This window comes from Mycolicibacterium gilvum, assembly GCF_900454025.1.
GTDB classification, from domain to species: Bacteria; Actinomycetota; Actinomycetes; order Mycobacteriales; family Mycobacteriaceae; genus Mycobacterium; species Mycobacterium gilvum.
Genome location: NZ_UGQM01000001.1, coordinates 53,956 through 79,051, shown reverse-complemented (window position 1 = coordinate 79,051; position 25,096 = coordinate 53,956). Strand labels below are relative to the sequence as shown.

The 25,096-nt window shown below is 68.1% G+C and carries 25 protein-coding genes and 1 pseudogene; 9 read left to right on the top strand and 17 right to left on the bottom strand.

Annotated elements, in window-relative coordinates; all coding sequences use genetic code 11:
• Position 1: 1 nt before the first annotated feature.
• From eccD to DYE23_RS00340, 12 genes are all read right to left on the bottom strand, one after another.
• The gene (gene eccD / locus DYE23_RS00395) at positions 2–1,528 is read right to left on the bottom strand and encodes a type VII secretion integral membrane protein EccD (RefSeq protein ID WP_115326176.1); all 1,527 of its coding nucleotides are present in this window, start codon (positions 1,526–1,528) and stop codon (positions 2–4) included.
• Positions 1,525–2,913: a MinD/ParA family ATP-binding protein gene (locus DYE23_RS00390; RefSeq protein ID WP_115328821.1), complete on the bottom strand. Its 1,389-nt coding sequence runs from the start codon at positions 2,911–2,913 to the stop codon at positions 1,525–1,527. Before DYE23_RS00390 ends, eccD begins: the two co-directional genes overlap by 4 nt.
• A 92-nt stretch (positions 2,914–3,005) precedes the next feature.
• A complete protein-coding gene (locus tag DYE23_RS00385) occupies positions 3,006–3,290 on the bottom strand; it encodes a WXG100 family type VII secretion target (RefSeq protein WP_011891672.1) in 285 nt (94 codons plus the stop codon).
• Positions 3,291–3,323: 33 nt separating this feature from the next.
• Positions 3,324–3,641, bottom strand: coding sequence for a WXG100 family type VII secretion target (locus DYE23_RS00380; RefSeq protein WP_011891673.1), 318 nt, complete (start codon positions 3,639–3,641; stop codon positions 3,324–3,326).
• A 103-nt stretch (positions 3,642–3,744) separates the two neighbouring features.
• Entirely contained in the window at positions 3,745–5,055 is a 1,311-nt protein-coding gene (locus DYE23_RS00375) for a PPE family protein (RefSeq protein WP_115326175.1), read from the bottom strand.
• 26 nt (positions 5,056–5,081) lie between these two features.
• On the bottom strand, positions 5,082–5,378 hold the full coding sequence (locus DYE23_RS00370) for a PE family protein (RefSeq protein ID WP_011891675.1): 297 nt from the start codon (positions 5,376–5,378) through the stop codon (positions 5,082–5,084).
• Positions 5,379–5,556: 178 nt separating this feature from the next.
• Positions 5,557–7,308, bottom strand: a complete 1,752-nt coding sequence (eccCb, locus tag DYE23_RS00365) for a type VII secretion protein EccCb (protein ID WP_115326174.1) — start codon at positions 7,306–7,308, stop codon at positions 5,557–5,559.
• A complete protein-coding gene (gene eccCa / locus DYE23_RS00360; protein ID WP_115326173.1) occupies positions 7,305–9,533 on the bottom strand; it encodes a type VII secretion protein EccCa in 2,229 nt (742 codons plus the stop codon). Before eccCa ends, eccCb begins: the two co-directional genes overlap by 4 nt.
• Positions 9,530–11,011: a type VII secretion protein EccB gene (gene eccB, locus DYE23_RS00355; protein WP_115326172.1), complete on the bottom strand. Its 1,482-nt coding sequence runs from the start codon at positions 11,009–11,011 to the stop codon at positions 9,530–9,532. The genes eccCa and eccB overlap by 4 nt, the downstream gene beginning before the upstream one ends.
• Before the next feature lie 3 nt (positions 11,012–11,014).
• Positions 11,015–12,739, bottom strand: coding sequence for a type VII secretion AAA-ATPase EccA (gene eccA, locus DYE23_RS00350; RefSeq protein ID WP_115326171.1), 1,725 nt, complete (start codon positions 12,737–12,739; stop codon positions 11,015–11,017).
• Entirely contained in the window at positions 12,736–13,173 is a 438-nt protein-coding gene (locus DYE23_RS00345; RefSeq protein WP_099962811.1) for a hypothetical protein, read from the bottom strand. Before DYE23_RS00345 ends, eccA begins: the two co-directional genes overlap by 4 nt.
• Positions 13,174–13,190: 17 nt before the next feature.
• Positions 13,191–14,042: an ESX secretion-associated protein EspG gene (locus DYE23_RS00340; RefSeq protein ID WP_115326170.1), complete on the bottom strand. Its 852-nt coding sequence runs from the start codon at positions 14,040–14,042 to the stop codon at positions 13,191–13,193.
• Between the two features lie 246 nt (positions 14,043–14,288).
• On the opposite strand from DYE23_RS00340, the gene DYE23_RS00335 reads away from it, so the two are divergent.
• A complete protein-coding gene (locus DYE23_RS00335) occupies positions 14,289–15,557 on the top strand; it encodes a MinD/ParA family ATP-binding protein (RefSeq protein WP_372516204.1) in 1,269 nt (422 codons plus the stop codon).
• A gap of 9 nt (positions 15,558–15,566) precedes the next feature.
• Here the strand turns inward: DYE23_RS00335 and DYE23_RS00330 are convergent, their stop codons facing one another.
• On the bottom strand, positions 15,567–16,301 hold the full coding sequence (locus tag DYE23_RS00330) for a hypothetical protein (protein ID WP_013470296.1): 735 nt from the start codon (positions 16,299–16,301) through the stop codon (positions 15,567–15,569).
• Positions 16,302–16,649: 348 nt separating this feature from the next.
• Between DYE23_RS00330 and DYE23_RS00325 the strand changes: the two genes are divergently transcribed.
• The gene (locus DYE23_RS00325) at positions 16,650–16,943 is read left to right on the top strand and encodes a WhiB family transcriptional regulator (RefSeq protein ID WP_099962253.1); all 294 of its coding nucleotides are present in this window, start codon (positions 16,650–16,652) and stop codon (positions 16,941–16,943) included.
• 179 nt (positions 16,944–17,122) lie between these two features.
• Here the strand turns inward: DYE23_RS00325 and DYE23_RS00320 are convergent, their stop codons facing one another.
• Together DYE23_RS00320 and DYE23_RS00315 are read right to left on the bottom strand one after the other, a co-directional pair.
• Positions 17,123–18,679: an acyl-CoA carboxylase subunit beta gene (locus tag DYE23_RS00320; RefSeq protein WP_172527678.1), complete on the bottom strand. Its 1,557-nt coding sequence runs from the start codon at positions 18,677–18,679 to the stop codon at positions 17,123–17,125.
• Positions 18,672–18,941, bottom strand: coding sequence for a DivIVA domain-containing protein (locus tag DYE23_RS00315; protein ID WP_115326169.1), 270 nt, complete (start codon positions 18,939–18,941; stop codon positions 18,672–18,674). The genes DYE23_RS00320 and DYE23_RS00315 overlap by 8 nt, the downstream gene beginning before the upstream one ends.
• Positions 18,942–19,042: 101 nt before the next feature.
• Between DYE23_RS00315 and DYE23_RS00310 the strand changes: the two genes are divergently transcribed.
• From DYE23_RS00310 to DYE23_RS00295, 4 genes are read left to right on the top strand one after another with little or no spacing between them, the layout of a single operon-like run.
• Entirely contained in the window at positions 19,043–19,477 is a 435-nt protein-coding gene (locus DYE23_RS00310; RefSeq protein ID WP_115326168.1) for an EVE domain-containing protein, read from the top strand.
• On the top strand, positions 19,474–20,439 hold the full coding sequence (locus tag DYE23_RS00305) for a pirin family protein (RefSeq protein ID WP_115326167.1): 966 nt from the start codon (positions 19,474–19,476) through the stop codon (positions 20,437–20,439). Before DYE23_RS00310 ends, DYE23_RS00305 begins: the two co-directional genes overlap by 4 nt.
• A gap of 7 nt (positions 20,440–20,446) precedes the next feature.
• Positions 20,447–20,779: a GNAT family N-acetyltransferase gene (locus DYE23_RS00300; protein ID WP_115326166.1), complete on the top strand. Its 333-nt coding sequence runs from the start codon at positions 20,447–20,449 to the stop codon at positions 20,777–20,779.
• Between the two features lie 28 nt (positions 20,780–20,807).
• On the top strand, positions 20,808–21,614 hold the full coding sequence (locus DYE23_RS00295; RefSeq protein WP_115326165.1) for an acyl-CoA thioesterase domain-containing protein: 807 nt from the start codon (positions 20,808–20,810) through the stop codon (positions 21,612–21,614).
• Positions 21,615–21,618: 4 nt separating this feature from the next.
• On the opposite strand, the gene DYE23_RS00290 is transcribed toward DYE23_RS00295, so the two are convergent.
• Positions 21,619–22,116, bottom strand: a complete 498-nt coding sequence (locus DYE23_RS00290) for a pyridoxamine 5'-phosphate oxidase family protein (RefSeq protein WP_099962247.1) — start codon at positions 22,114–22,116, stop codon at positions 21,619–21,621.
• Between the two features lie 95 nt (positions 22,117–22,211).
• Here DYE23_RS00290 and DYE23_RS00285 point away from each other — a divergent pair.
• Together DYE23_RS00285 and DYE23_RS00280 are read left to right on the top strand one after the other, a co-directional pair.
• A pseudogene (locus DYE23_RS00285) lies at positions 22,212–22,423 on the top strand (DUF3072 domain-containing protein).
• Positions 22,424–22,458: 35 nt separating this feature from the next.
• Complete coding sequence (locus DYE23_RS00280) at positions 22,459–22,878, top strand: ChaB family protein (RefSeq protein ID WP_115326164.1); 420 nt, start codon at positions 22,459–22,461, stop codon at positions 22,876–22,878.
• A 6-nt stretch (positions 22,879–22,884) separates the two neighbouring features.
• Here DYE23_RS00280 and DYE23_RS00275 read toward each other — a convergent pair whose 3' ends face one another.
• Positions 22,885–23,154 carry a YdeI/OmpD-associated family protein gene (locus DYE23_RS00275; protein ID WP_099962243.1) on the bottom strand — a complete coding sequence of 90 codons (270 nt, stop codon included), beginning with the start codon at positions 23,152–23,154 and terminating at the stop codon, positions 22,885–22,887.
• A gap of 60 nt (positions 23,155–23,214) precedes the next feature.
• Between DYE23_RS00275 and DYE23_RS00270 the strand changes: the two genes are divergently transcribed.
• Entirely contained in the window at positions 23,215–25,092 is a 1,878-nt protein-coding gene (locus tag DYE23_RS00270; RefSeq protein ID WP_115326163.1) for an alpha/beta hydrolase, read from the top strand.
• Positions 25,093–25,096: the final 4 nt, after the last annotated feature.

Below are 25,096 nucleotides of genomic sequence, written 5' to 3'. Positions count from 1 at the left end.
CCTAGAACCGCAGGTTTCGCAGGACGTCGTACACGCCGGAGATCCACAGCAGCAGCGGGATCACTGCGGCGATTGTTGCGCCGTCCAGTAATTCGAGGATCCGCTTGGTGACCGGTGATATCCGCCGCACGCCGTCGGTGGCGCCCACGACGATCAGGGCGACCGCCGCCGCGACGGTGTAGATCCCGAGCACCCACCACGCGCGGTCTGGATACCACAGACTCATGCGGACCGCGATCCCCGACGGAATCGCCACCGCCGCCGCCATCAGCGCCCAGGCACACCACCGCTCCACGTACAACCGCGAGCGGAACCCCGCCAGCATGGTCACCAGCCCGGCGACGATCATGCTGTGCACGAAGAAATGCCCCTGCACCACAACGAACACCGAGCCGAGCACGAGGATCAGTGCACCGGCGGTCAGGAAGCCGATCAGCAGCCTCTTCGCAAGCCGACTGCGCTCGGTCAGTCGCGCCGCGGAGTCGGGTACCGACGCGATGATCGCCTGCCAGGTCTCGGACTCCTCTGACGCATCCGTGGTCGCGACCGGATCGAGAAGCTCATCGTTGGTCACCGACTCACCCGGCGCCGGGATCGGCGGCAGCGCGATGCGTGCCACCGCCACGGTCATCTTCGCCGCGTTGGTGACGACGATCAGCCCGAACGCGATGGCCCCCGCCGGCACCCACGCGTTCCACCCGTACCCGTACGCGACAGCGGCGAACGTCAGCGCGAGTGCGACCACCGCGAGGAACGCGGCCACCTCCGCCCGTCGGTGCGGCCCTCCGCGGGTGGCCAGCACCATCAGCAGGATCAGTGCACCGGCTCCGGCAACCTGGGGCGCCCCAAGGGATTCCACGCCATCAGGCAGTGGAACGGCGAGCACCACCGCACCTGTCATCGTCACCAGCGCTGACACCAGCAGGCTCTCGGCCATGTCGAGATTGCCGTACCGCCTCTGCGACAGAGCGCTGCCCCCCAGTAACCCGGCCCCGAGGACGCCGAGCGCCGCCGCCCACCACCAGTCGCGACCGGTCGACGACCATGACAAAACCGCCATGACAGTGGTCAACAGCGCGACCAGTGGGAGAACAACCCCGACGAAGCGATACAGCGCCCGACGGTCGAACTCCGGGGTCTCATCGAGGACGGCGATCGCGTCGATCACGTCCTCGACCAAAGGCCGATAGCGTTCGGTCCGACTGACCGATACGACGGTGAGCAGTGACCCGTCGACCACACCGGCGTCGTCGAGTGAGTCGGTCAGCTTGATCGGTGGCGCTCCCGGCCGTGCGAACGACCACACGCCCTGAGCTGTGAAGTCGAAGCCCGCCAAAACATCCGGTGGCGTGTCCGACAGGATGTCGCCCAGCACGGCGACCGTCTCGTCGACGTAGGTCTCGATCGGCGCGGCCGACGGGAGCACCAGGTCCGTCATGCGACGCCCGGTCAGAATCGTCACTCGGGTGGTCGTGGGCCGACCGGGCGTGACGGCCGCCGGTGAGGACGGCGATGCGGTCGCGGTCAACGCCGTTCGAGCCTGTCGAAATCGTCGGAGAGCGCGGCGGCCAGTTCCACCACCCGGCGGCGGAACGCCTTGCCCAGCAGCCCGAGCTGGATTTCGGTGCCCGCCGCGATGTGTTTGTCCCACGGCAGGACGATGACTCGTCCTGCAGGAACGTGCCGCTCGAATTGCTGCACGAGATCCTCGACGTCGATGTTCGGTTTACCCGGGGTCACGTGGTTGATGACCACGCACGACCGTCCGAGCAGATCCTGATAGCCGTTCTGGCGCAACCAGTCCATGGTGATGGCGGCCTGCCGGGCACCGTCGATCGACGCGCTGGCGACGATTACCAGCCCCGATACCGTGGAAAGCACCCCCCGAGCGCCCGGCTGGAAAAGCCCTGCGCCGCAGTCGGCCAGCACCAGATTGTAGTAGCGCGAGACGATGTCGGTGGCGGCGCGCCAGTCGTCGTCGTTGAACTCCCGCCTCGCCGCGCTGTACTCCTCGGAGGACAGCACTTCGAGATTCGACGAGTTCATGCTCGTGTAGGCGCGAATGTCGTTGTAGCGGCTCAGCTCTTGATCGGAGAGGAGGTCGGCGATGGTCGCCGCCGACTGCCGCCCGGCCCGGTCCGCGAGATTTCCGCCGTCGGGGTCGGCGTCGATGGCCAGGATGCGGTCGCCACGGATGTTCGACAACGCCGATCCCAGAGCGACCGTCACGGCCGTCTTGCCGACACCGCCTTTGAGCCCGAACACGCCGATCTGGTAGGAGTCGCGCGCATTTCGCCGGATCCGGGTGAACAGGTCGAGTTCGTACACCTCATCGGGCGAGAGGCCCAGGTTGATGCGTGTCGTCACGTACAGCCAGTGCCGCCATCCGCGTTGTGACGGCATCTTCACCGCCGAGCGCACCCCGACATGCGACAGGGCGTCGATGGCACGGTGATTGCCCATGGAGGCGGCCGAGGGCTGCGGTGGCTGGGCAGCCGCCCGCTGGTCGCTGCTCTCGGCGTAGGAGTGCGAGGGCGGCGGTGCCGGAATGGGGCGCGCGGGGGGCGGGGGTGCCGCACGCTGCTCGTGGCGGGCCCCCTGCGGCGACGCCTGCGGCGCACGCATCATGCCGTTGTTCGGGACGCGCTGCGGGGCCGGATGGTGCACCGCGTGATGCTGATTGCCCGCGTGGCCGGGGGTTTCGGCCTGCCATGACGGCGGCGGGACCTGCTGCGCGGCCTGGGTCCGTGGCGGTGCCACCGGGATCGGCGGAGGTGTCGCCTCGCTCGCCGGCGGGCTCCCCAGAGGCGGCGCGTTGTCACGGACGGACGGCGGGATGTCGCGCTCCGAGTCCTCGTCGGCCGTTCGGACAGCGTCCGGGGAGTGGAAGAGCCGGTCATAGTCGGCCGACATGGTCACCTCTCAAGGGTTTTCGTTGTGCAGCGGAACGAGGCGCGCCGTGGGCGATGCGTCGGTGATCGATCGCCCACGGCGTGCTCGACGGGTCAGGCGAACTTTCCCTGGTTGCGCATTTCGGTGGCGCCCATGTCGTGGCCGGCTTGGGCGATCGCGTTCGCCAGGCTTTTGAGCGCCATGTTCAGCTCGTTCGAGCTGCTGTCCCAACGGTTCTGGACCGCGACGTAGGCGTCCGAAGCGGTTCCGCCCCACACCGCCGACAGGCGGGCGAGGGATCCCTGGCCCTCTTGCAGCAGGCCTTCGGTGCGACCGACCGCACCCATGATCTCCCCGGCGTTGTTGTCGATGCCGGCGAAGTTGTAAGCGAGTGCCATGTCTGTTTCTCCGTTTCTGGGTGTGGTGGTGGGTCAGAGGTTGCGTGCGATTTCGGCGGCGAGGGCGTCGGCGTTGTGCTGATCAGCCGTGTCGTACTCGATGCCGCTGGTGTGGATGTTCTCCGAGATCTCGTTGAGCAGCTGGATCTGCTGGTGTGCGGCCTCAGAGAATCGTGTCAGCGCGGCCTGCACCGCGGGACCCGACGATCCGCCCGCGAGGTCAACCTTGAGAACCTCCGCCGTGCCCTGCACCGAGCCGAGAATCGCGGTCAGGTCGCCGGAGATCCGGTCGAAGTTCCCTGCCTCGATCACCAACTGCGGGGTATCCGCCTCCATACCCGGTGATGTCATGATCCTGACCTTTCTGTTGAACGTGTGCTGCGGTTACCTGTGTTCTCGCCCATGGAGAGCGAGCCCTCCCGACCCAGGTGGCCGGCAAGTCTGTTGTGGACGATCACCATTCGTCGTCCTCGTCTTCGCCGAGATCGTGATCCAACGGCACCGGTGCGTTCAGCCCCGGCTTGTTGCCGCCGCTCTTTCCGCGTTGGCCGAACATGCCCATGGGTCCGCCCGCGCCCATGCCGCCACCGGTGCCGACGGGAGCCAGTCCGACTCCGGCGCCCGGACCGGCCCCCGCGCCCACCGCGACCGGGCTGGTGGGCTGCAGGCCGGATCCGACGAGGTTGGACATCAGCGGTGTCTGAGGCGCGGAGCCTCCTGCACCGGGCAGCGACGCCGCCCGGACCAAGCCCGACCCGGTCGCCGGCCCTGTCCCCCCGATCGCGGGATGGTTCGAGAACGGCGTCGCCCCCACCATCCCGATCTGAGCTCCTTTGTCGCCGTTCATCATTCCGCCGAACAGTGACGACATCTGCTGCAGCGGCTGGGTCAGCTGCTGGAACGGCTGGGTGACGCCCTGCATCATCTGCTGCGGCATCTGGCCCAGCGTCGAACCCAACTGGGATGCCATCTGCATGCCCATCTGCATCCCCTGCTGGGGCGCTTGCTCCAGTCCCTGGCTCTTCTCCGCGTGCGAACCGGCCCGGTCGACGACCCCGCGCAGAGTGCCCTCGGCACGGCCGGCGATCTGGTTCGCGGTGTCGAGCTTCGCGGTGGAACTGACCTTCGAGATGATCGCGTTGCGCATGACGGCCTCACCCGTGCCGGGCACGGCACCGGACATCGCACCGGCGAAAGCCGCCTCGGAACCCGGCGGTACCGCGATCGGCTTCGGCGGCGCCACCGGCTCGAACGTGGTGTTCAGAACCGTCTCGGTTTCATACGCGGTCATCACCGCCGCCGCCTGATTCCACATCCGGATGTAGTCGGCCTCGTTGAGCGCGATCGGAATCCCGTTCACACCGAGGAAATTGGTGGCATGCAGCGTCGCGTTCGTGACGTGGTTCAGTTCGATCTCGGGCAACTGCGGCGTGCCCGTCGCCGCGACGGTCCACGAACTGGCCTGCGCCGAGGCCTGCAGGGCGCGCTTCTGCGCCTGCAGCGACAGCATCCGCAGCCACAGCACCATCGGCATGGCCGCCGTCACGGCCCGCTCACTGGCCATGCCCTGCCAGTTCTGGGACAGCGACGCCAGGCTGGAGGCCAGTTCGTCGGCCTGGGTCTCCAGCGAGATGGCGAAGGCCTCCCACCCTGCCGCGGCCTGCAGCATCGGTACCGCGCCGGCCCCCGCCTGGAGGCGCGAGGTATTGATCTCGGGCGGAAACGCCACCCAAGACGGCGGGACGGGGATACCGATGTTGGCCATGGTCGGTCAGCTCGTTGCGCTGCGAATCAGATGAGCTTGGCGCCGTTCGCGGCGTCCGTGGCCTCGTAGGCGACGGACGCTTCGATGACGGTCGCCCCGGCGCGGGCGATCTCCTGCTGCGCCATCGCGTTGATGCCCAGTGTCTGGATGCCCTCCGAGGCGAAGCTCAGCGCAGCGACCGCTGAGATCTCGTCGACCCCGGCAGGTGCGAGGGCGCTGACTTCGGCGGTCGCCGCAGTCCCGACGCCCAGTCCGCGCGCACCGTTCGCGGTGACCTGGCCGCCGATTCCGGCGGCCGCGGGATTGTGGTTCAACGGTTGCATTTGCTGTCCCCTTCGTCAGTCAACACACACAGAGCTATTCGGTTATGAGTAAAACGCGATCACAGTGCGTGGACACCATTTTTACTGTCCCGCAAATAACTTCCTCGCCGCGGTAACTCGTATTTGCTGAAAGTCCGCTTTCTCAATGTTAACCGCCGTCAGGGGGTGGTCCGAACACTTATTCATCGGGCGGATCCACATACGCCGCCTGAATCACTTCCTTCACATCAGGAGTCACGAAAAACGCCTGACCGGGCGGTCTCTTCTTGACGATGATCTCGCGCGACGGGAAGTCCTGCTTCTCCCCCGACAGGAACATCGTCGGGCTGCCGGACCCGTGCGCGGTCCCGACGAACTTGTCCATGGTGGCTCTGCTCGCCTGACTCATCTGGCACGTCACCACGAGGTGCAGACCGATGTCGGCGGCAGCGGGAAGCAGCGGGCCCAGCGGGGTCATCGGCGGCATCAACCCCCCTGCGGCGGTGATCATGTGCCAGTCGTCGACCAGCAGAACGATGTCGGGCCCGTCCCACCACGACCGTGCCCGCAGCTGCGACGGCGTCAGGTCCGCGGGGGGAAGCCGCTTCGACAGGATGATCGCGAGCGCCTTGATCGACTCCTCGAGCGTGCCCTGATTCCGGTTGATCGCCCCGGCGGGCAGCAGATGCGTCTCGGGTACCGCCTCCAACAGGCCCGACCGATAGTCGGCGATCATGAACCGCACCTGCTTCGGGCTGTTGCGCGCGCAGATCGCCCGCGCGACCGCATGCGCGATCGTCGTCTTGCCCGACTTCGGCGCGCCGAAGATCAACTGGTGCGGCGTGCTGTACATGTGGTTGTGCGCCACCGTCAGATCCGCCTCCCGCAGACCGACCGGGATCGTCCAGCGCGTGCGGTAGTCCGCGTCGGGACCGGGCGGACTCTGGTCGAGATCCCGCAGATGGATTCGACTCGGCAGCACCCGAACCGGAGGCGCCTCATCGGTGTGGCGGGCCGCGATCTCCTTGACCGCGGCGGTCATCGCCGGCACGAGCCCCTCGGCGCTGTGCACACCGTCGAGCCTCGGCACCCCGATCATCAGATGGTGCTTCTCCGTCGACACCGCGCGCCCGGGCCGGTTGACCGGGATCTCGCGGGTGATGCGGTCGATCTGCGTCTCGTTGACGTCGCCGAGCCGGAACTCGATCTTCGTCCCGAGGTAGTCGCGGATGCGGGCGCGCAGCTCCGTCCAGCGCGGTGTGGAGATCACGGTGTGCACGCCGTACGCGAGTCCCTGCCCGGCGATATCCTGCACTGCGGCCTCGAGCGCGTCGAACTCGGCGGCGAACGCCGGCCACCCGTCGATCACCAGGAACACATCACCGAACGGGTCCGCCGACGCCGGATGGCTCGGATCCTCCCGCATCGCGCGGTAATCGGCGACGGACCCGACGCGGTACTGCTTGAAAGTCTGTTCCCGCTGCCGCAGCACGGCTTTGACCTCGGCGACCACCCGGTTCACCCGGTCCGGTTCGGCCCGGGTCGCGACTCCGCCGACGTGGGGCAGGTCCTCCACGTACATCAGTCCGCCGCCGCCCATGTCGACGCAGTAGAACTGGATCTGACGCGGTGTGTGCGATGCGGCGGCCGACAGGATCAACGTCTGCAACAGCGTCGACTTGCCCGTCTGCGGGGCACCGCCGATCGCGATGTTGCCCGCCGCAGTGGTCAGGTCGACACCCCACACCTCCTGGCGGTGCCGCCGCGGCTCGTCCATGATGCCCAGCCCCACCCGCAGCGGCCGCCGGTCGTAATCACGTGTGACGAGTTCGTTGACCGGCGTCGGATCGGCCAACGGCGGCAACCACATCCGGTAGGCGTGGTTGTCTGCGGTGGTCAGCTGTTCGAGGACGACCTCGCGCAGCACCTTCTGTCCGGAATCGATGCTCATGCGGTCACCGTCGCGTCGGCGATGGGGGCCGTGGTGAACGGGTGGATACGGATTCCGCTGTCTGCGTGCGCTCGGGGCGCATCGTCGTCCCCGGCTCCGACCACCGTCGGGACGTACGGGGTGCCGGTGTAGACGCTCTGGAACTTCACCGGGTCCTCCATCCCGACCCGCAGGAAGCCGACACCGCTCTCCTTGTTGGTGATGTACTGCGCCTCCGGCGTCCCGATCACCGCTTTGGACTCAGCGGAGCTGGTGGTGCGCAGGGCGATTCGGTAGGTCAGGTTCGGCTCGAGCTTGTCGATCCTGGTGCCGCCGGTGTTCAGCGACTGGGTGGCCAGCAACAGATGCACCCGCAGCGACCGTCCGACGCGGCAGATCCGATCGAACAACCCGATGAAATCCGGATGATTCTGCAGCAACTCGGCGAACTCGTCGACGACGACGAACAGCGTCGGCAGTGGCGGCAGGTCGGCGCCGCGTTCCCGGTGCTTCTCGTACTCGGCAACACCGGAGAGTGCGCCCGCCGCCCCAACCTGGATCCCGGCCTGGCGCAGGATCGACTGCCTGCGGTCGAGTTCCCCGGTGAGGACCTCCCCCATGCGGCTGACCAACTCCGCCTCTTCCTCCATGTTCGTCACCACCGCCGCGGTGTGCGGCAGCTTCTCCATGCCCAGGAAGGTCGAACCACCCTTGAAATCGGTCAGCAGCAGGTTGATCTGGTCAGGGTGATGCGTCGCCGCCAACGACAGGATCAGGGTCCGCAGGAACTCCGATTTTCCCGAACCCGTTGTGCCGATGAGCATCCCGTGGGGACCGGCGCCGAACTCTGCGCCCTCCTTGATGTCGAGGTACATCACGTCGCCGGTCTTGAGCTCATGCCCGAACGGGATCCGCAGCCGGTCGCGGTCGGTGTCGGTGAACATCCGCCACCGCGCCGGCGTCACCTCCTCGACAGACTGCGCGCCGACGATCTCGTGCCACTCGGTCGCGACCTTCTTCTGCACCCGGGTGCCCTTGTCGATGATGGTCCCGGTGATCGACCATCCGGCGAGCTTGCGCGCAAGCCGTTCGGCCTGTGCCGGTGACATCCGGTCCACCTCACCGGCCACCAGACGGAACGACGCACCGGGCAGCTTGTCGTCTGCCGTGCCGTCACCGGCGTCGACCCTGATGCGATAGGTCGACCGGTGATTGCCCAGGGTCAGCACCGTCACCCCGGACCGGCCGTCCATCGGGAACCCCGCCCGGCCACCGGTCAGGTCGATGACGACGACGTACGGGCCACTCGGGGTCGCATCCGCGGTGTGCGGGCCGCGCGCGGCCAGATCGCTGAGACCGTCGGTGCGGGTGAACACCATCCTGGTCGCACCCGCGGCGTCGGTGTCGGTCTGGTGCTGCAGGTGGGGTAACCACTTCAACCATGCCCAGACCGGATCCTCGGGATTGTCGGTCAGCACTCGCATCTGCAGCATGTCCGGCGGATGGAACACCGCCAGATGGCAGATCATCGCGGTGAGCAACCCGGCCGCCCCCTCACTGTCGCCACCGACGGCGATCGTCGGGAACGTCTTGAGCTGGACCAACTTCGGGCAGTCATGGATGAGGCCGTGGGTGCGCAGGAACTTGGTCACCCACATGTGGCTGACCGGTTCCAGATGCGGCTGGGGTGCCCCCGCCGGGCCGGCGAGTTCGGCGCCGACCGCGGGTTTGAGCAGACGGTCGACAGCGGGCTCAGACCCCAGGCCGATGCGGGTGGCCGCGTAGAAGTCGTGGTTGGCCGCGCGCGACCACTGGCGATGCGTCCCGACGATCGACAGCAGATCGTCGGGATGCGGGGCGTGGTAGTTGAAGAACGACACCTGTGCCGCCGCCGAGGATGTGACGCGCGTCCGCAGACCGGCCAGGTACCGCAGATACTCCTTGCGGTCGGCGTTGATCTCCGGCACCTTCTTACCGCCGCTTCCGCCGCTGGCCATCATGCCGACCGCGCCCATCACGACCATCATCGGCATCATCAGCATGTACGGCGAGAAGTTGCGCAGGCCGCCGAAGATCAGGATCGCGATCATGCCGAGCATGCAGCCGCCCATCACCCACGGCAGGGCCTTCTGCATTCCCGACGGCGGAATGTCGACGCCGAGGTCCTCGGGCGGAGCGACGTTGATCTCACCGGGCGTCAGGCGCGGCCCGCGCTTGATGATCGGAGTGAATTTGCGTGTGGTCATCCTCCGCCTCCAAGAGTCGCCGGTGCGGCGGCGCCGCCACCGGCCCTGCGCGGGTGGGGATTCGGCGGCAGAGTGTCGTGTTCGATCAGCGCCGCCTGTTGCGACAGCACCGGTCCGTCGACCAGCAGACTCACCACCTCCCAGGGTGCGGTGCGCGGTGCGCTCAGCCCGAGTCGCGCCGCGGTCTCCTGATCCGGCAGCCCGTACCGGACACCCTGCGGATCGATGTAGTAGAGGTTCTCGCCGTATCTCGGCTCGGGGGACTGCAATTGGATGTACTGCCCTCCGTCGACGTATACCGTCGCATCCCCGGAGATCTGGTCGATTCCCGTCGCCAGGGCAGACGGTGGCAGCGGCAGCCGTCTCCCGGCGATCACCGTCATCTTCGGCGCCTGGTCGCCGGCGACGCGCTGCCAGGACCAGCACAGCGTCGGAACCTCTTGCCGCCCGAGCACATCCATCGGCCGGTCGGGCAACGGCGAGGTGTACACCTGCTCGGGTATCCGCGCCACCACGCTGGACTCCATCGACGGCGGCTCGATCAACCCGTAGGAGTTGGTGGCCCGCAACGCAGCAGCGGTGGTGCTGTTGACCTTCGCAACCCCGCTGGGCAGCACGACGTAACCCTGTTCATCAGTCTGCTCACCCATGTCGGTGACGGTCACGAACACCGACCCGATCACCAGCGCCGGTGGCAGACCCACTGTGTTGGGCGTCCCTGCGCCGGGGATGTCGGGCAGCCGCCACGGACCCTCGTCCGGCAGGGCGTTGAACAGGCCTTCCGATATCGGCGCCGCCCTGGCGGTCACCGGGATACCGACCGCGGAGGTTACGGCACGGTCGGCCATGTCGATCAGATGGCGTCCCTGCGGGGTGACCAGCCACGTCCGGTCCTTATAGGTCACCAGCATGCCCTGCTCGGGGCGCATCGCACCGACGGAAGCGTCCAGGGCCAACGGGGTCACCAGCACCGAGGATTCGACCGCCGGCGCGACGCTGTCGGGTTTGACGACGGTATCGCACAGGCTCCATTGGGATTCCGAAAACGCAGAGACCGCCGTCGCGTACGGGGCGCCCGGGATCCCGACGGGCAGGCCCTTCGGCATCCTGTCGAGCTCATCGGACTTCACCGCGACGGGCGTCTTGCCTTCTCCGAGGATGAGTCGGGCCGAGGTCAGGTTGTAGACGGGCCGCAACTGGCTGCTGTCCGGCAGCACCAGATAGAGCTGATTCGTCGTGCGGTCCACCAGAAGCGTGTCGTCACCGCGCTTACCCAACGGTTTGAAGTAGGCCAGCAGCACCGCGCCCAGACAGATCAGGACCGCGATCACGATGCCCGCCGACACGGCGCGGCTGTAGAACTGCAGCGGATCGTCGAACATGCGTGTGTCGCGCCGGACGATCGCATGCTCGACACGACGCAGCAGAAAGCGCCATCCACTGACCTGCACCTTGGTGGTGAGCCGGAAACCTGCCACGGGTCACCCGCTGATGTTCAGTCGGGCGTGCACCGAGGCGATGGCCGCCGCGATGTCGTCGCCGGTGATCTCGCTGAGCGTCTCGACGTCGAGGTTGTCGAAATCCAGCGAGCGGGACAGCCGCATGTCCCGGTTCTGCTCGCCCGCCTCGACCAGTTGGCGCGCGTAGCGGCCGTTGCCGGCGACGTCGAGCGCAGGTTTGCCGTTGGACGTGCTCTGCGTCAACAGTGTCGCGGCTTCCAGGACGTGCTTGGCGGCGTCCTCGCTGAGGCTCGAGTCATTGCCGGCGGCAATGACTTTGGCGATGTCGACGATCTCCTGCGGTGCATAGGGCTCGAACTCGATGCGGGTCGCGAACCTCGACCGCAGTCCGTCGTTGCTCTCCAGCAGGCGGTCGATGTCGTTGCTGTAGCCGGCGATGATGACCACGAGCCTGTCCCTGTCGTTCTCCATCCGGGCCAGCAGTGTGTCGAGGGCCTCGGTGCCGAACGGATCGGCGCGCCCGTCGCGCTCCTGCACGAGTGTGTACGCCTCGTCGATGAACAGGACCCCGTCCATGGCCCGATCGATGGTGCGTGCGGTCTTGACCGCGGACTGTCCCTCGTACTCGGCGACGAAATCCTTGCGGGACGTCTCGATCAGTTTGGGCTCACCGATCACCCCGAGGCCCGCCAGGATGTTGGCCACCACCCGCGCGATCGTCGTCTTTCCGGTGCCGGGCGGACCGGTGAAGATCATGTGCTTGGACGCCTGGGCGACCTTCATTCCCCTGGCCGCGCGCACTTTCGCCATCTGCGTGGCCGCCCGGTATCGCTCGATCTGCTCCTTGACGCGGGTCAGTCCGATCTGGCGGTCCAGTTCGGACTGCGCCTCGGCCAGCAGCGTCTCCCGCCCCGAGTTGTCCGCCTCCGCGCTGTCGGGATCCCAAGGGTCTCGGCGCGAGGCGATCTTCTCCCCCGATGTCGTCTGCAACCGGAACCCCGGATCCTTCAGCGCGGCAGCGACTTCAGGCGTCGGATGGGAGGCTTGAAGCCACTCGAGCAGACGCACCGCGGCCTCTTCGTTGCCGAGTCCGCGGTAGGCCATCGCCGAATACCACGCGATCACCCGGCTGCAGGCCTGGCCCGCAGGGCCCGAATTGGCCTCCACCAGAAGCCGCTCGGCCTCGGTGAACAGGCCGAGGTTGGCCGCGGCCACACCGTGCGCGACGAGTGCGGCGCCCACCAGGAACTTGTCCGGCCACGACGCCGCAGCGGTGCGCACCTCGTCGACGACATCGGTCCAGCGTTCGGCCGCGGCGTAGATGACGGCCTTCACCCAGGACACCAGATGTTCGCCGCCGGACGCCGGCGCCCCTTCCAGGGCTTCGATCGCATCCGCGTAGTTGCCGACGGCCGCCTCGCTGACCGCGAAGCTCAGCGTGATGGCCAGCGGCGAGTTCACCGGATACGTGATGTCGCCGAACATTCCGCCTATCGGCACCCTGGCGCCCAGGCTGTTCATCGACATCTCCGCGGCGCTGGCGAGCTGGCCGAAGTTGTTGCGCGAGTACCAGGCTCGGAACATCGTGACGCGGTCGGTGTCGCCGCAGCGGATCCGCCCCACCCAGGCGTCACAGGCGGTCTCGTCGAACGTCGTGATCTCGGTGAACAGTTCGAGCGACTTGGCCTGCGCGGTGGGCAGCAGTCCCACGGCGGTGCCGAAGACGCTTGCCAGATGTTCGGTCATTCCTCACCTGCGTAACGGGTCGTGAACAGCTCGGCACGGGCGGCCCGGGCCTGTTCTGGGCTGGGCAGATGCAGATCCCGGGTCAGGAAGTCCCGGGTGGTGACGGTGTCGTGTCCGTGCTCGCGCATACCGTCGAACATCACGGTGTACTGCGCGGATCTCGCGTCCTGCGTGGCGAGGCCTGCGATGACGACGATCTCGTCGGCCAGTGCGATCTCGCTGAGCACCGCGGCGTGACGTGAGAGTGCGACGTCGCGCACACGCCCGTCCAGCCAGGTCGTCACGGACACCGTTCCCGGCGGGTTGGTGACGGTGAACATCGGCATCTCCCCGTCGTCGACCTGGGAGCGCAGGTCCAGCGCCGCCGGATCGTAGTGGTCCCCGTCCTCGTCGAACTCTGACGAGGCGTAGGGACCGGGCGGGGGAGTGACCACGGTGTCGTGCGCCTTTCTCAATCGTTGACGGAGCCCTCGGCGGCGTCCTGATGCTCGAACCACGTTGCGGACGGCAGGAATTCGATCAGACCGTCGAGCGCGCGCTGCAGATTCTCCGGAGTCCCCGGTAGGAAACTTCCGTACAGTTCACCGTTCACGCGCCTCGGGATCGACACGATCCTGCCGTGGGACGAGTCCAGGACGCCGGCGCCGACACCCGCCTGGGAGTACGTGCCGCCGGGATGCCGCTCGTTGGCGGTGATCTCGACCCAACTGTCGGGCGACGCACTCGCCTCGGCGTAGACCTTCGCCGAATGCGGCGGTTGGCCGTACCGGCCGAGTTGCTCGGCGGAACGGGCTTGGGCCAGTTCGGTGGCGAGACCGGTCAGCGGTTCCACATTCGCGGGTGCGCCGGCGCCGATGACAACGTTGACCATCGCGGCGAGACCGATCTGCGGTGCGACCCGCTGCAGCACCAGCATGTCGTCGTCGCGCGCGGCGACCACGTGCCGCTTCCCTTTGCGGCACACCACGAAGCGCACCATCTTGCCTCCGACGTCGCGGCGCCACCAGCGGCAGTCGAGCGTGCGGTCGGCTCGACTGAGCGCGTCGACCATCGCCGCGACCTCGGGGTGCGGGTCGCCGTACGCCGTCAGAATGCCCTGCGCGGTCAGATCGTGGGTGACCTGATCCCAGACGACCTTGCGCTGCTCCTCGTACGGGATGTTGGGGCGGATGCCCAAGGCCAGTGGGAAGTCGACGAGATGGAGCAGGTCGGCGACCACGAGCATCCCGTCGATCGTGAGCTCGACACCCACCACGTCGTCGTAGTGGGTGGGCTCGCCGTCCGCGAAGAGCGGTGTCGTCATCCGGTACCGCCCACAGCGGACGGGCTTTTTACTTTGCCGAACCCGTGCGGGCCGTCGAACCGCGTCATGCGTCACACCCCTTCCTCACGGGACTGTACCAGCGTGAACGGGCAGGTCCTGACACTAATTTCTCACCTTTTCGGGTGTCCTGTCCGCAGGAATGCACCGGCGTAGGCAATGCCAATAATGCGCTGTGTAGTCCTGATATTCGTACACAGCAACGAGAGGTACCGTGATCGATCAGATATGCAGCTCATCGGCCCGACCGCCGGGCACCCTCGGAGCCGGCCCCGCCGCGCTCACCCGTCAACCTACCGTCCGCCCGGCACGATTTGTTTGCTGTCAAGGCAGTGGCGCTACCCTGGCCGGGTGACCGACCGCGAGGTGCCGCAGCGGCCCGACCAGGAACGCCCCGGAGGGATGTTCCGTCAGCCCAACCCGCAACCACCGCAGGACTGGACGCCGCCGACGCGTCCGGTGCCGGCCCCTGCGCCCGGTTACCCGCCGCGACCACCGTGGCCGGACCATCCCCGGCCACAGGGTCACCAACCGGTCCCGCCGCAGCCGTCGACGTACACCGACCGTATCCGGCCCGCCGACCTCGTTCCGAGCCGCAAGCCCCTACCCGGTCACGGCTGGCGGCTCGCACTGTTGAAGGCCACGTTCGGACTGGTCAACGTCGGCCCGTCGCCCGAGGAACGCCGATCGGCCGCGCTGGAGGCCGCCATCCGCGCACCGCTGCGCGGACACTTCAAGGTCGGCGTGATGGGCAAGGGCGGGGTCGGCAAGACCACGGTCTCGGCGTGCATCGGGTCGCTGTTCGCCGAACTGCGCCACGACGACCGCGTGGTCGCCGTCGACGCCGACACCGCGTTCGGCAAGCTCGGCAGCCGGGTGGACCCGCGGGCCCGGCATTCGTTCTGGGAACTCACGGCCGACCAGTACCTGGAGACGTTCGCCGACATCCGTCATCACCTGGGCAGCAACGCCGCCGGCCTTTTCGTCCTGGCCGGCGAGGAGAGCCCGGCCCGGCGCCGGGTGCTCGATGCCGCTGTCTACCGCGAGGCGACGGCCCGCCTGGACCGCTACTTCACCATCACGGTCGTGGATTGCAGCTCCACGATGGATTCACCGGTCACCGAGGAGGTGTTGCGCGATCTCGACGCGCTGGTGGTGGTGTCCTCACCGTGGGTCGACGGTGCCGCGGCCGCCGGGCAGACCCTGGACTGGCTGGTGGCCAGAGGGATGACGACACTGCTGCAACACACCGTGGTCGTCCTCAACGATTCGGATGGGCACGCCGACAAGCGGACGAAAAGAGTCCTCGCCCAACAGTTCTCCGGGCACGGTCAACTGGTGGTCGAAGTTCCGTTCGACGGTCACCTACGACCGGGGGGCGTCATCGACGGGACGGCGCAGATGTCGCGGACGGCGCGGAGCAAGCTCGTCGAGGTGTGCGCGGCGCTCGCCGCGTTCTTTCCCACCCAGGACGACCGCTCGCGTCAGCGTCGCTGAGACCGGTGCTCACGCGATCTGACCGACCAGCGTCTCGATCGCGTCGGCCTCGCTCGCGGTGACGGGTTCCCCCGCCTCGGCCTGTTCGATCGCCCGCTCGGAAACGCCTGCGGCCTGCGCGGTTTCGAGCACGGTGAGGTTGGCTCCGCGGCGTGCGGCGTACAGCCGGTGCCCCAGACCGGCCTGCGGTGCGCCGGCGGCCCGCAGCATCAGGTCGTCGTACAGGCTGCGGACCGTGCTCAGCGCCTTGATCAGCGCCGGCGTGACGCGGCCGATCCGCGCGGCGCGGGCGGCGACGGCCTCGAGCTGACGTAGATCGGACAGGATCGCCGTCACCCTCGGGATGAACGCCGCGTCGTCGGCGGGCGGCAGGGTGGAGATGGTCGAGCCGAAGGCATGGACCGCGGTGATGACGGCCTGAGCGATCAGCGACACCTCGTCTCCGTTCGCCGGAGGGCGGACCTCGGGGGCCGGCGCCTTGGCCGGTTCACCGCGGCGCAACGCCGCGATGGTGCCCGGCGGCCACTGCAGGATGTCCTCGAGTCGTGCCCTCGTCCGCTCGCGGGGCCAGCTGCGGCCCTTCTCGAACGCGATCAGCGCGCCGGCGTTGATGATCCCTTCGGCCGCCAGACTCCGCTGGCTGATGTTGAGCTCACGGCGTCGCGCGGCCGCCGCGGCACCCGCCCGGGCCATACCCGGGTCCGGTGCACCGATCGACTCGTCGATCGGCTCGGCGTTGGTCATCTACCGGAATCCCTCATGCGGTTGGTGCGGTGCGGTCATCGTACCGAGCTTTGTATTCACGGTTCAGCGTCGATTCCTGGCGCGGACCCGCACCAAAACTACATCATCGCGCTGGTCTATACCGTACCAATGCAACGGTGAATCTGCACGAATTTCCGGTGCGGGTCGCATCTCGATCCAGAAGCTGTTTTCCGACGTCAGCACATGTTTCTGTGTTGTGTGTCCTCGCACCCCCGACCTACGGGTGGCCTATTCCGAAGCAGTTACCGTTGCATCGCTACGGTTTTGTGGTTACGTTGTGCGCATCGCGGCACACGGCCCGCCGGTAGACCAGGGGAGGAACAGCGAATGAACGCACAGTCATGGGACGACACGCCGATCGGTGAGTGCACGCGGGATCCGGAGCGGTGGACGACAACCGCCGACGACGACGCCAAGACGATCTGCCGCTCATGCCCCCGGCGCTGGCTGTGCGCCCGCGAGGCCTACGAGTCACCGCGCGCCGAGGGCCTCTGGGCCGGGATCTATGTTCCCGAGGCCGGCCGCGGCCGAACCTTCGCGCTGCGGCAGCTGAAGTCCTTGGCCGAGCAGAACGGCTACCCCGTCGGTGAACGCCGCGTGTACTACGCCGAGAGCGCATGACCCCCGTCCGCCGCCGGTCTCGGGGGGTCGGCGGCGGACGGACGCGGAATAGGTGTCGCCCCCGGGCGGTTACACAGTGCGACGGTGCCGGGCATGCCCCGGGCCCCATCCACATCAGTCGCCACGAGCCACCGCTCGCCGAGAGGCGCAGACGGCACCGTCCCCTACCGGGTAGCGAGCTACCAGGTATCGATGAACCGGCTCCGGTCAGGAGCCGGTTTTTTCGTGCCGGGCTCGGCCGCCGCCAGCGTCGCCGCGACCACGGCGCGGGTTTCGGCCGGGTCGATCACGTCGTCGATCTCGAACAGCATCGCCGCGTTGAGCGCCTTCGCGTTCTCCTGCGCCGCGGCGGTGGCAGCCGCGACGAGCGCTTCCCGTTCCTCTTCGTCGGCGATCGCCTCCAGCTCCTTGCGCATGCCCAACCGCACCGCGCCCTCCAGACCCATCGGTCCGAGATGAGCCCCGGGCCACGCGACCGTCAGCACCGGTTCGTGCAGGCTGCCGCCGGCCATCGCCTGTGCGCCGAGGCCGTAACCGCGACGCAGGATCACCGCGATCAATGGCACCCGAAGTGCGGCTCCCGCCACCAACATTCGCGACGCGCGCCGCACCAGCGACTCCGCCTCGGCGGCCGGGCCCACCATGTATCCCGGGCAGTCGATCAACGACAGCACCGGGAGCCCGAACGCGTCGCACAGCTGCAGAAAGCGGGCGGCCTTGTCGGACGCCGCCGCCGTGATGGCCCCCGCGGTGAACCTGGTGTCGTTGGCGATCACCCCGACCGGTCGGCCCTCGATCCGTGCCAGCGCCGTCACCATCTCCCGCGCGAACCGCGGACGCAGGAACGTCACCGAGTTCTCGTCGGCCAGGGTCTCGATCACCGGCGCGACGTCGTAGGCGCGGCGGGCACGCTCTGGTACGGCAGTACGCAACGCGGTCTGATCCGGCGCCGACCACTGTGCGACCGGTCCCTGGAAGTAGCCGATCAACCGCTTCGCGACGGCGACCGCTTCGGCCTCGTCGTCGACGACGACGTCGACGTTGCCGTTGGGTTCCTGCACCGCCATCGGTCCGACGTCGTCGGGTGCGACGTCGCCCAGCCCGCCCCCGGCGATCATCGCCGGCCCGCCCATGCCCAGGGACGCGTCCCGCGTCGCGACGATCAGGTCGGACGCGCCCGCAATCACCGCGTTGCCCGCGAAGCACCGTCCCTTGACCACCGCGATACGGGGCACCAGCCCGGACAGCTTGGCCCACAACGCGAATGCCCGGGTGTCGAGCGAGGACACCGCGGGATAGTCGGTGTCGCCGGGCCGGCCTCCCCCGCCCTCGGCGAAGAACACGGTCGGCAACCGCATCCGTTCGATGAGCTCGAACAGCCGGTCCTTCTTGCGATGGCCCAGGCCGCCCTGGGTGCCTGCCAGCACCGTGTAGTCATAGGACAGCACCGCGCACGCGCCGCCGTGGATCCGCGCGGTGCCGGCGATCAGACCGTCGGCGGGGGTGCGTGCGATCAGGTCCTCGACGTCGCGGCGCATGCGCTGCGGGGCGACGGCGAAGCGGCCGTATTCGACGAACGATCCCGGGTCGACCAGATCGGCGACGTTCTCCCGCGCGGTGCGGCCGCCGGCGTCGTGACGCCGCTTCACGGCGTCGGGCCGCGCGCCGTCCTCGTTCAGTGCGCGGCGCCGCGTCAGCTCGGCCAGATCGTCGCGGACGGACTCGGGGTCAGGCATCGAGTTCGGCGATGGCCGTGGCGATTTCGTTGAGAAGCTGATCGACCTGGGCATCGTCGTAGCCGCGCCGGCCGATGGGCGGCTTGTTGAAGCGCACGCTGCGGACGTCGTCGGCCGTGAGATGGCCGCGGCCCTCCAACCGGCGTGCGCACAGTGCGACGAAATCGGCGACGGCCTTCTCGTTGTAGCCCCGCTTGCCGAAGGGGGGCTTGTCGAAAACGAAGTTGCGCAGGTACTCAGCCGTGACGGCGCCGTCGCTCATGGCGCCAGACTAGACGCCGGCACCAACGGCTGACCCGACGTTGTCCACAGGCGGACATATCGCCCCTGTGGAATGTCGGGTGCCGGGCATAGCGTGCGGTCATGACGAACTGGATCAACACGGTCAGCCGCGATCACGTCGAACGCGGCGTTCGCGGCCGCTTCACTCAGGCCAACCACGGCAAGCCCCACATGCTGCGCAAGATGTCACGCGGCGACTGGATCATCTTCTACTCGCCGAGGACCGAACACCCGAACGGTGCGCCGCTGCAGGCGTTCACAGCGATCGGCCGGGTCGCCGACGACGAGCCCTACCAGGTCGAGATGACGCCCGATTTCCAGCCGTGGCGGCGCAACGTCGACTTCCTCGAGTGCGTCGAGACGCCGATCCGGCCGTTGATCGACGCGCTCGACTTCATCGAGGACAAGGCCCGGTGGGGCTACAAGTTCCGCTTCGGGGTGTTCCGGATCGACGACCACGACCTCGACGTGATCCGCTCGGCGATGACCGCTGTAGCTCCTACTCTGGAGGGGTGAGCAACACCGACACCGCCCCTGATGAAGTGGACTGCGTCGCTTCGGGTTTCACCGGGGTGCTTCATCCGCGCGAGGTGCCACTCGGCGGTCCCCGGGCGATAAGGGTGCGGCGCACGCTGCCGCAGCGCGAGCGTTCGCTGATCGGCGCCTGGTGTTTCGCCGACCACTACGGTCCGCACGACGTCCGCGGCGGCGCCGGGATGGACGTTCCACCGCACCCCCACACCGGCCTGCAGACCGTGAGCTGGTTGTTCAGCGGCGAGGTCGAACACCGCGACAGCGCCGGTGTGCACGCGATGGTGCGGCCCGGTGAGCTCAACCTGATGACCGCCGGCGCGGGCATCTGCCATTCCGAGGTGTCGACCGCGTCGACGTCTGTGCTGCACGGCGCCCAGCTGTGGGTGGCGCTCCCCGATTCCGACCGCAACACCGAACGCGACTTCGCGCACTACGCACCCCCCGCCCGGGCCTCGGGCGGCGTGACGACCCGGGTTTTCCTCGGCGAACTCGAGGGCGAGCACTCCCCCGTGCACACCTTCACCCCGCTGCTCGGAGCCCAGCTCGACCTCGACCCGGGCGTCGAGGTCACCCTCGACGTCGACACATCGTTCGAGCACGGCGTGCTCGTCGACCAGGGCGACGTGGAGGCCTGCGGATCCGCGCTGGCGGTCGCCGACCTCGCCTACCAGGGCACCGGGCACGACCGGTTGCGGCTGGTCAACCGCGGCGACAACCCGGCCCGGGTGATTCTGCTCGGGGGCACCCCGTTCGGCGAAGAGCTGGTGATGTGGTGGAACTTCGTCGGCCGCAGCCACGACGAGATCGTCGCCTACCGCGAGCAGTGGCAGCAGCACGACGAGCGGTTCGGCGCCGTCGACGGCTACACGGGCGCCGTCACTCACCTGCCCGCCCCACCGCTGCCGAACGCCACCCTGCGTCCGCGGCCCGCGCCAGGGGTATAGAGGACCCATGACCACCGACAAGACCGGCGCCCCCACCGAGGTCACCCAGGAATCCGACCGCTTCAGCATCTCCGTCGACGGAAAGAAGGCCGGCTTCACGGAGTTTGTCGACCACGAGAACCAGCGAATCTTCCCGCACACCGAGATCGACGACGAGTTCGGCGGGCGCGGACTCGCCACGATTCTCGTCCGCGGTGCCCTCGACGCGACCCGCGACGCAGGGCTGCGCGTCGTGCCGGTCTGCTCGATGGTCGCCGGCTTCATCGACAAGAACCCCGAGTACAAGGACATCGCCGATCCGGTCACCACCGAGGTCAAGCGGCTCCTGTCGCAGAAGTGATCCCCGCGGCTGCGCTATCGTCGCCGCGGTGAGCAGCCGGGCCTTCTTCCTCCCCGACGGTGACGCGTTCGCCCCGATCGAATGGGCCCGCGGGCCCTGGGGGAAGACCATCAGCGGCAACTACGTCGGCGGCCTGCTCGGCCACGTCGTCGAGCGGGACGCGGGCGACGCCGATCTCCAGCCGGCACGATTCACCGTCGACCTGTGCCGGCCCGCCGGCCTCGCCGAACCCGTGCGCGTCGAGACGACCGTCGTGCGCGAAGGGCGCCGGCTCAAGCTCGTCGATGCCGTGATGACCCAGGCCGGCACCGTCGTCGCCCGCGCGAGCACGCTGTTCCTGCGTCGCGGAGAGCAGCCGCCCGGACCCCGCTTCACCACCACGGTTCCGATGCCGGCAGTGCCCAGGCCGGATCCGATCCCCGACGACATCGCCACGCTGGTATGGAGTTACGGCAAGGACGGCGACACACCGAGCCTGGGCCTCGGCGCGTGGACCTACGACGGTCCCAAGTACATCTGGGCGCTCGAACTCGCCCCGATCGTCGCCGGCACCGAGCTGACACCGTTCGAACGCGCGGCCCTGGCCGGCGACATGGCCAGCTCGCTGACCCACTTCGGCGAGGACGGGCTGCCGTTCATCAACGCCGACTACACGCTGACGCTGAGCCGGCTGCCCGACGGGCCGTACCTGGGCCTGGCGGCGCTGACCCATGACAGCGACGCCGGTGTCGCGACCGGCACCGCGATCGTCGTCGACGAGACCGGCCCACTCGGGACCGCGACCGCCACCGCGCTGGCGAACCCGGGGTTCAGTCCGCCGCGCGCGTTCAACTGATCGCTCAGAGGTACTGCGCGGTACTGCCCGATATCGGCATGCCCTGCATGCCTAGCTTGCGGTGGTCCCAGCTGCGCTTGCGCGACGGGATCACGCGCACCGAGATCCGGTTGTTCATCATCTGCTCGACGAACGGGCGCATCTCGTCGGTGTAGGGGCCGGTGTAGCGCTCCCAGACGCTGATGCCGACGCGCAGATTGGTCTCCGGGTCGTCGATGATCTCGGCAGTCCCGTCGATGGACACGCCGCGCAGGGTGTCGTAGGACAGCCCGTCCTCGATCATCACCGTGATCGTCGGGTCCCGGCGAAGGTTGACGGCCTTCTGCGACTTGGCCTTCGTCTCGAACCAGATCTCCCCGTCGAGGACGGCGTACCACATGGCGACCAGATGCGGCCGTCCGTTCGGCAGCACCGTCGCCATGGTGGCGGTCCGGCTGCGTTCGATGAACTCGGCGATCTCGTCGTCGGTCATCACGATTTTTCCGCGCTCGTTCTTACCCACGCGTCGATACTGGCAGGCCGTCGGACGCTGCGTCAGCCGGGTGGCTCTTCCCACCCCTGTGTTTCGAACATCCGTGCGATGGGCATTCACGGCGCATGAGCGACAACACGACACAGGCCCCCTTGAGAACGCCGAGAAGGACACTTCGCAGTGGGTGACCGGCGAAGAACCCATGACCGGCGCCCAACGCAGCTATCTGCAGACGCTGGCCCGGGAGGCCGGCGTGGAAGCACCCGCCGATGCGACCAAGGCCGAGGCCTCCGATCTGATCGACGAACTCCAGCAGCGGACCGGACGCGGCGAATAGCGGGTATTCCGCGTTCAGCGACGAAGGAGGCTCCGGTGCCGAAGACGACCAAATCCGGGGATGCGAAGAAGAGCGAGTTGCCGAGCACCCTGCAGAAATCCGACGAAAAGGCCGAGCGGACCTTCACCAAGTCCCACGACGCCGCGGCCGAACAGTACGGCGAAGGCGAACGCGCACACCGGGTCGCCTACGCCGCGCTCAAGCACAGCTACGAGAAGGTCGGCGACCACTGGGAGGAGAAGGACCAGCGAGGGCCCTCGGATGAACGCAGCGAGAGCGGTGGCCCGAACCCGGCCGGTGAGAGCGCCGAAGGTGTGGACGCCAACGCCACGAAGAAGCACCTCCTCGAGGTGGCCCGACGACTCGACGTCCGCGGCCGTTCCACCATGACCAAGGACGAACTCGTCACCGCGATCATGAAGGCGAATCGGCGCGAGACCGCGCGGAACCGCTAGCCGGCGCTACGCCTTGCCGGTGCGCTCGCGGTGCTTGCATCCCGGCCAACAGCAGGGCCGTCGCTTGCCCTCTTCCAGTTCCTCCTGAGTGCGCCGGATCCGTCGCTCACGCGTCGTGTCCTGTTTGGCGTCCTCGACCCAGCAGATGAACTCGTTGCGGGCCAGAGGCGTGATGTCGTTCCAGGCCGCCAGGGCGGTCGCATTACCCGCCAGCGCTGCCCGCAGATCCGCGGGCAGCTCGTGCACCACTCCTCCGGAGACTTGTGTGCTGCTCACGCGGCCAGGGTAACGCCGGTTGTCGGTATGGAACTATCGATGCGGCGAACAGGAGGGGTCATGGCCGTGTCGGTGTCGACGGTGCGGGAATCGCAGCCCGCCCGACTGGTCGACGCCGCCGACGCGATGCGCGGCAAGCACAGCTCGTTGCAGGCCATCGTCACCGGCGAACGCGAGATGCTGTCGTTCCTGCAAGGCCACTGGTCCGGTGACGCCGCGACCGCAGCGCTTGCCACCGGATTGCGGGACACCGACCGGCAGGAGCGCACCGCCGCGCGACTGGCCCACCTGGAGTCGGCGCTGCGCAGCGGCGGCCTGCAGATGGCCGCGCTGCGCGACGCGCTGCTGGACCTCGTGGCCACCACCGAGCGATTCGGATTCGCCGTCGCCGACGACGGCACCGTCACCCCCGAGCAGTGGCTGATCGGAGATTTCCTCGACAGCATCGCGCGCAATCTCACCGCGTTCCTGCAGAAGATGCTGCAACTCTTCACCGATCTCGACGAGAACACCGCCGCGGCCATCGACCAGGCCGCCGGCGTCGACATCCCCAATCCACCCGTGGACATCGGGGGCACGCAGCTCCACATTCCGTCCCCCGACACCGATCCCGCCCAGGTCCAACAGTGGTGGGACGGGCTGACCCAGCAGCAGCGCGACGGGCTGATCGCCCAGCACCCCCCGATGTTGGGCAATCTCAACGGAATTCCAGCCGATGTGCGCGATCAGGTCAACGTCGCGGTACTCGACGACGACCTGGACAGGGTGGAGTCCGTCGTCGCCGCCCACGGCGTCAGCACCGACGACGTCACGGCGGACCCCGCGCGCTTCGGCCTGTCCGACGGCGACGTCACCCGCTACCAGAACGCCCGCGAGACCCAGGAGGGTCTGATCCACCAGATGACGGGCGAGAACTCGTTGCCCGGGCCGGGCGGTGATGACCGGCGCTACAGCGACATCGGGGCCGCGGAACGGGCGGACAAGAACTGGCGCCCCACCATGTTGTGGTCCTACGACCCGCAGGCCTTCGACGGCAAGGGCCGCGCCGCGGTGTCGATCGGCAACCCGGACAGATCCGCCAACACCGCGGTGATCGTGCCCGGCACCAGCGCCAGCGTGCGCGACGGCTGGCTCTCCGACGGCCACAACGATGCGATCAACCTGTACAACCAGTCGCTGCAGGTCGACCCCGACAACCCCACCGCCGTGATCTCCTGGATGGGCTACAACACGCCCGAGAGTTTCACCGACCCCAACATCGCCACCACCGGACTCGCCCGCACCGGCGGCGACGCGCTGGCCTGGGACGTCAACAGCCTCGCCGTCACCCACGACGCCGGCGTCCCGCACCATCTCACCGTTGCCGGACACTCCTACGGATCCACCACTGTCGCAGACGCTTTCGCCCACAGCGGGATGCAGGCCGACAACGCCGTCCTGCTCGGCAGCCCCGGTACCGACGTCGCGCAGAGCGCCGCGGATTTCGGCGTCGACGGCGACCGGGTCTACATCGGCGACGCCTCCACCGATCCGGTCGGCTGGCTCGGGCAGATGGGCAACGCACTGCCCGGTGAGATCAACGACACGCTGGGCTCGATGGCCGGCCCGTCGGCGGGCCTCGGCGCCGACCCGGCCTTCGAGGACTTCGGCGCGACGCGCTTTCGCGCCGAGGTCCCCGGCGCGGACATGATCGATCCCGGCGACCACTCGTACTACTACACCCCCGGTAGCGAGTCGCTGCGCAGCATGGCCGAGATCGTCACCGGCAACGGCGACAGGCTCGGTGAACTCGGCCTGCTGGCTCCGCCGCGGACCGAGATGTCGCTCGCGACACCGGGACAGGTCGACCTCCCGTTCGTCGGGGAGGTCCCGTTGCCGCAGGTGCAGATCGAGACTCCGGTGATCTTGGACCCGGAATGGAACCGCCCGGCAGAATGACCGA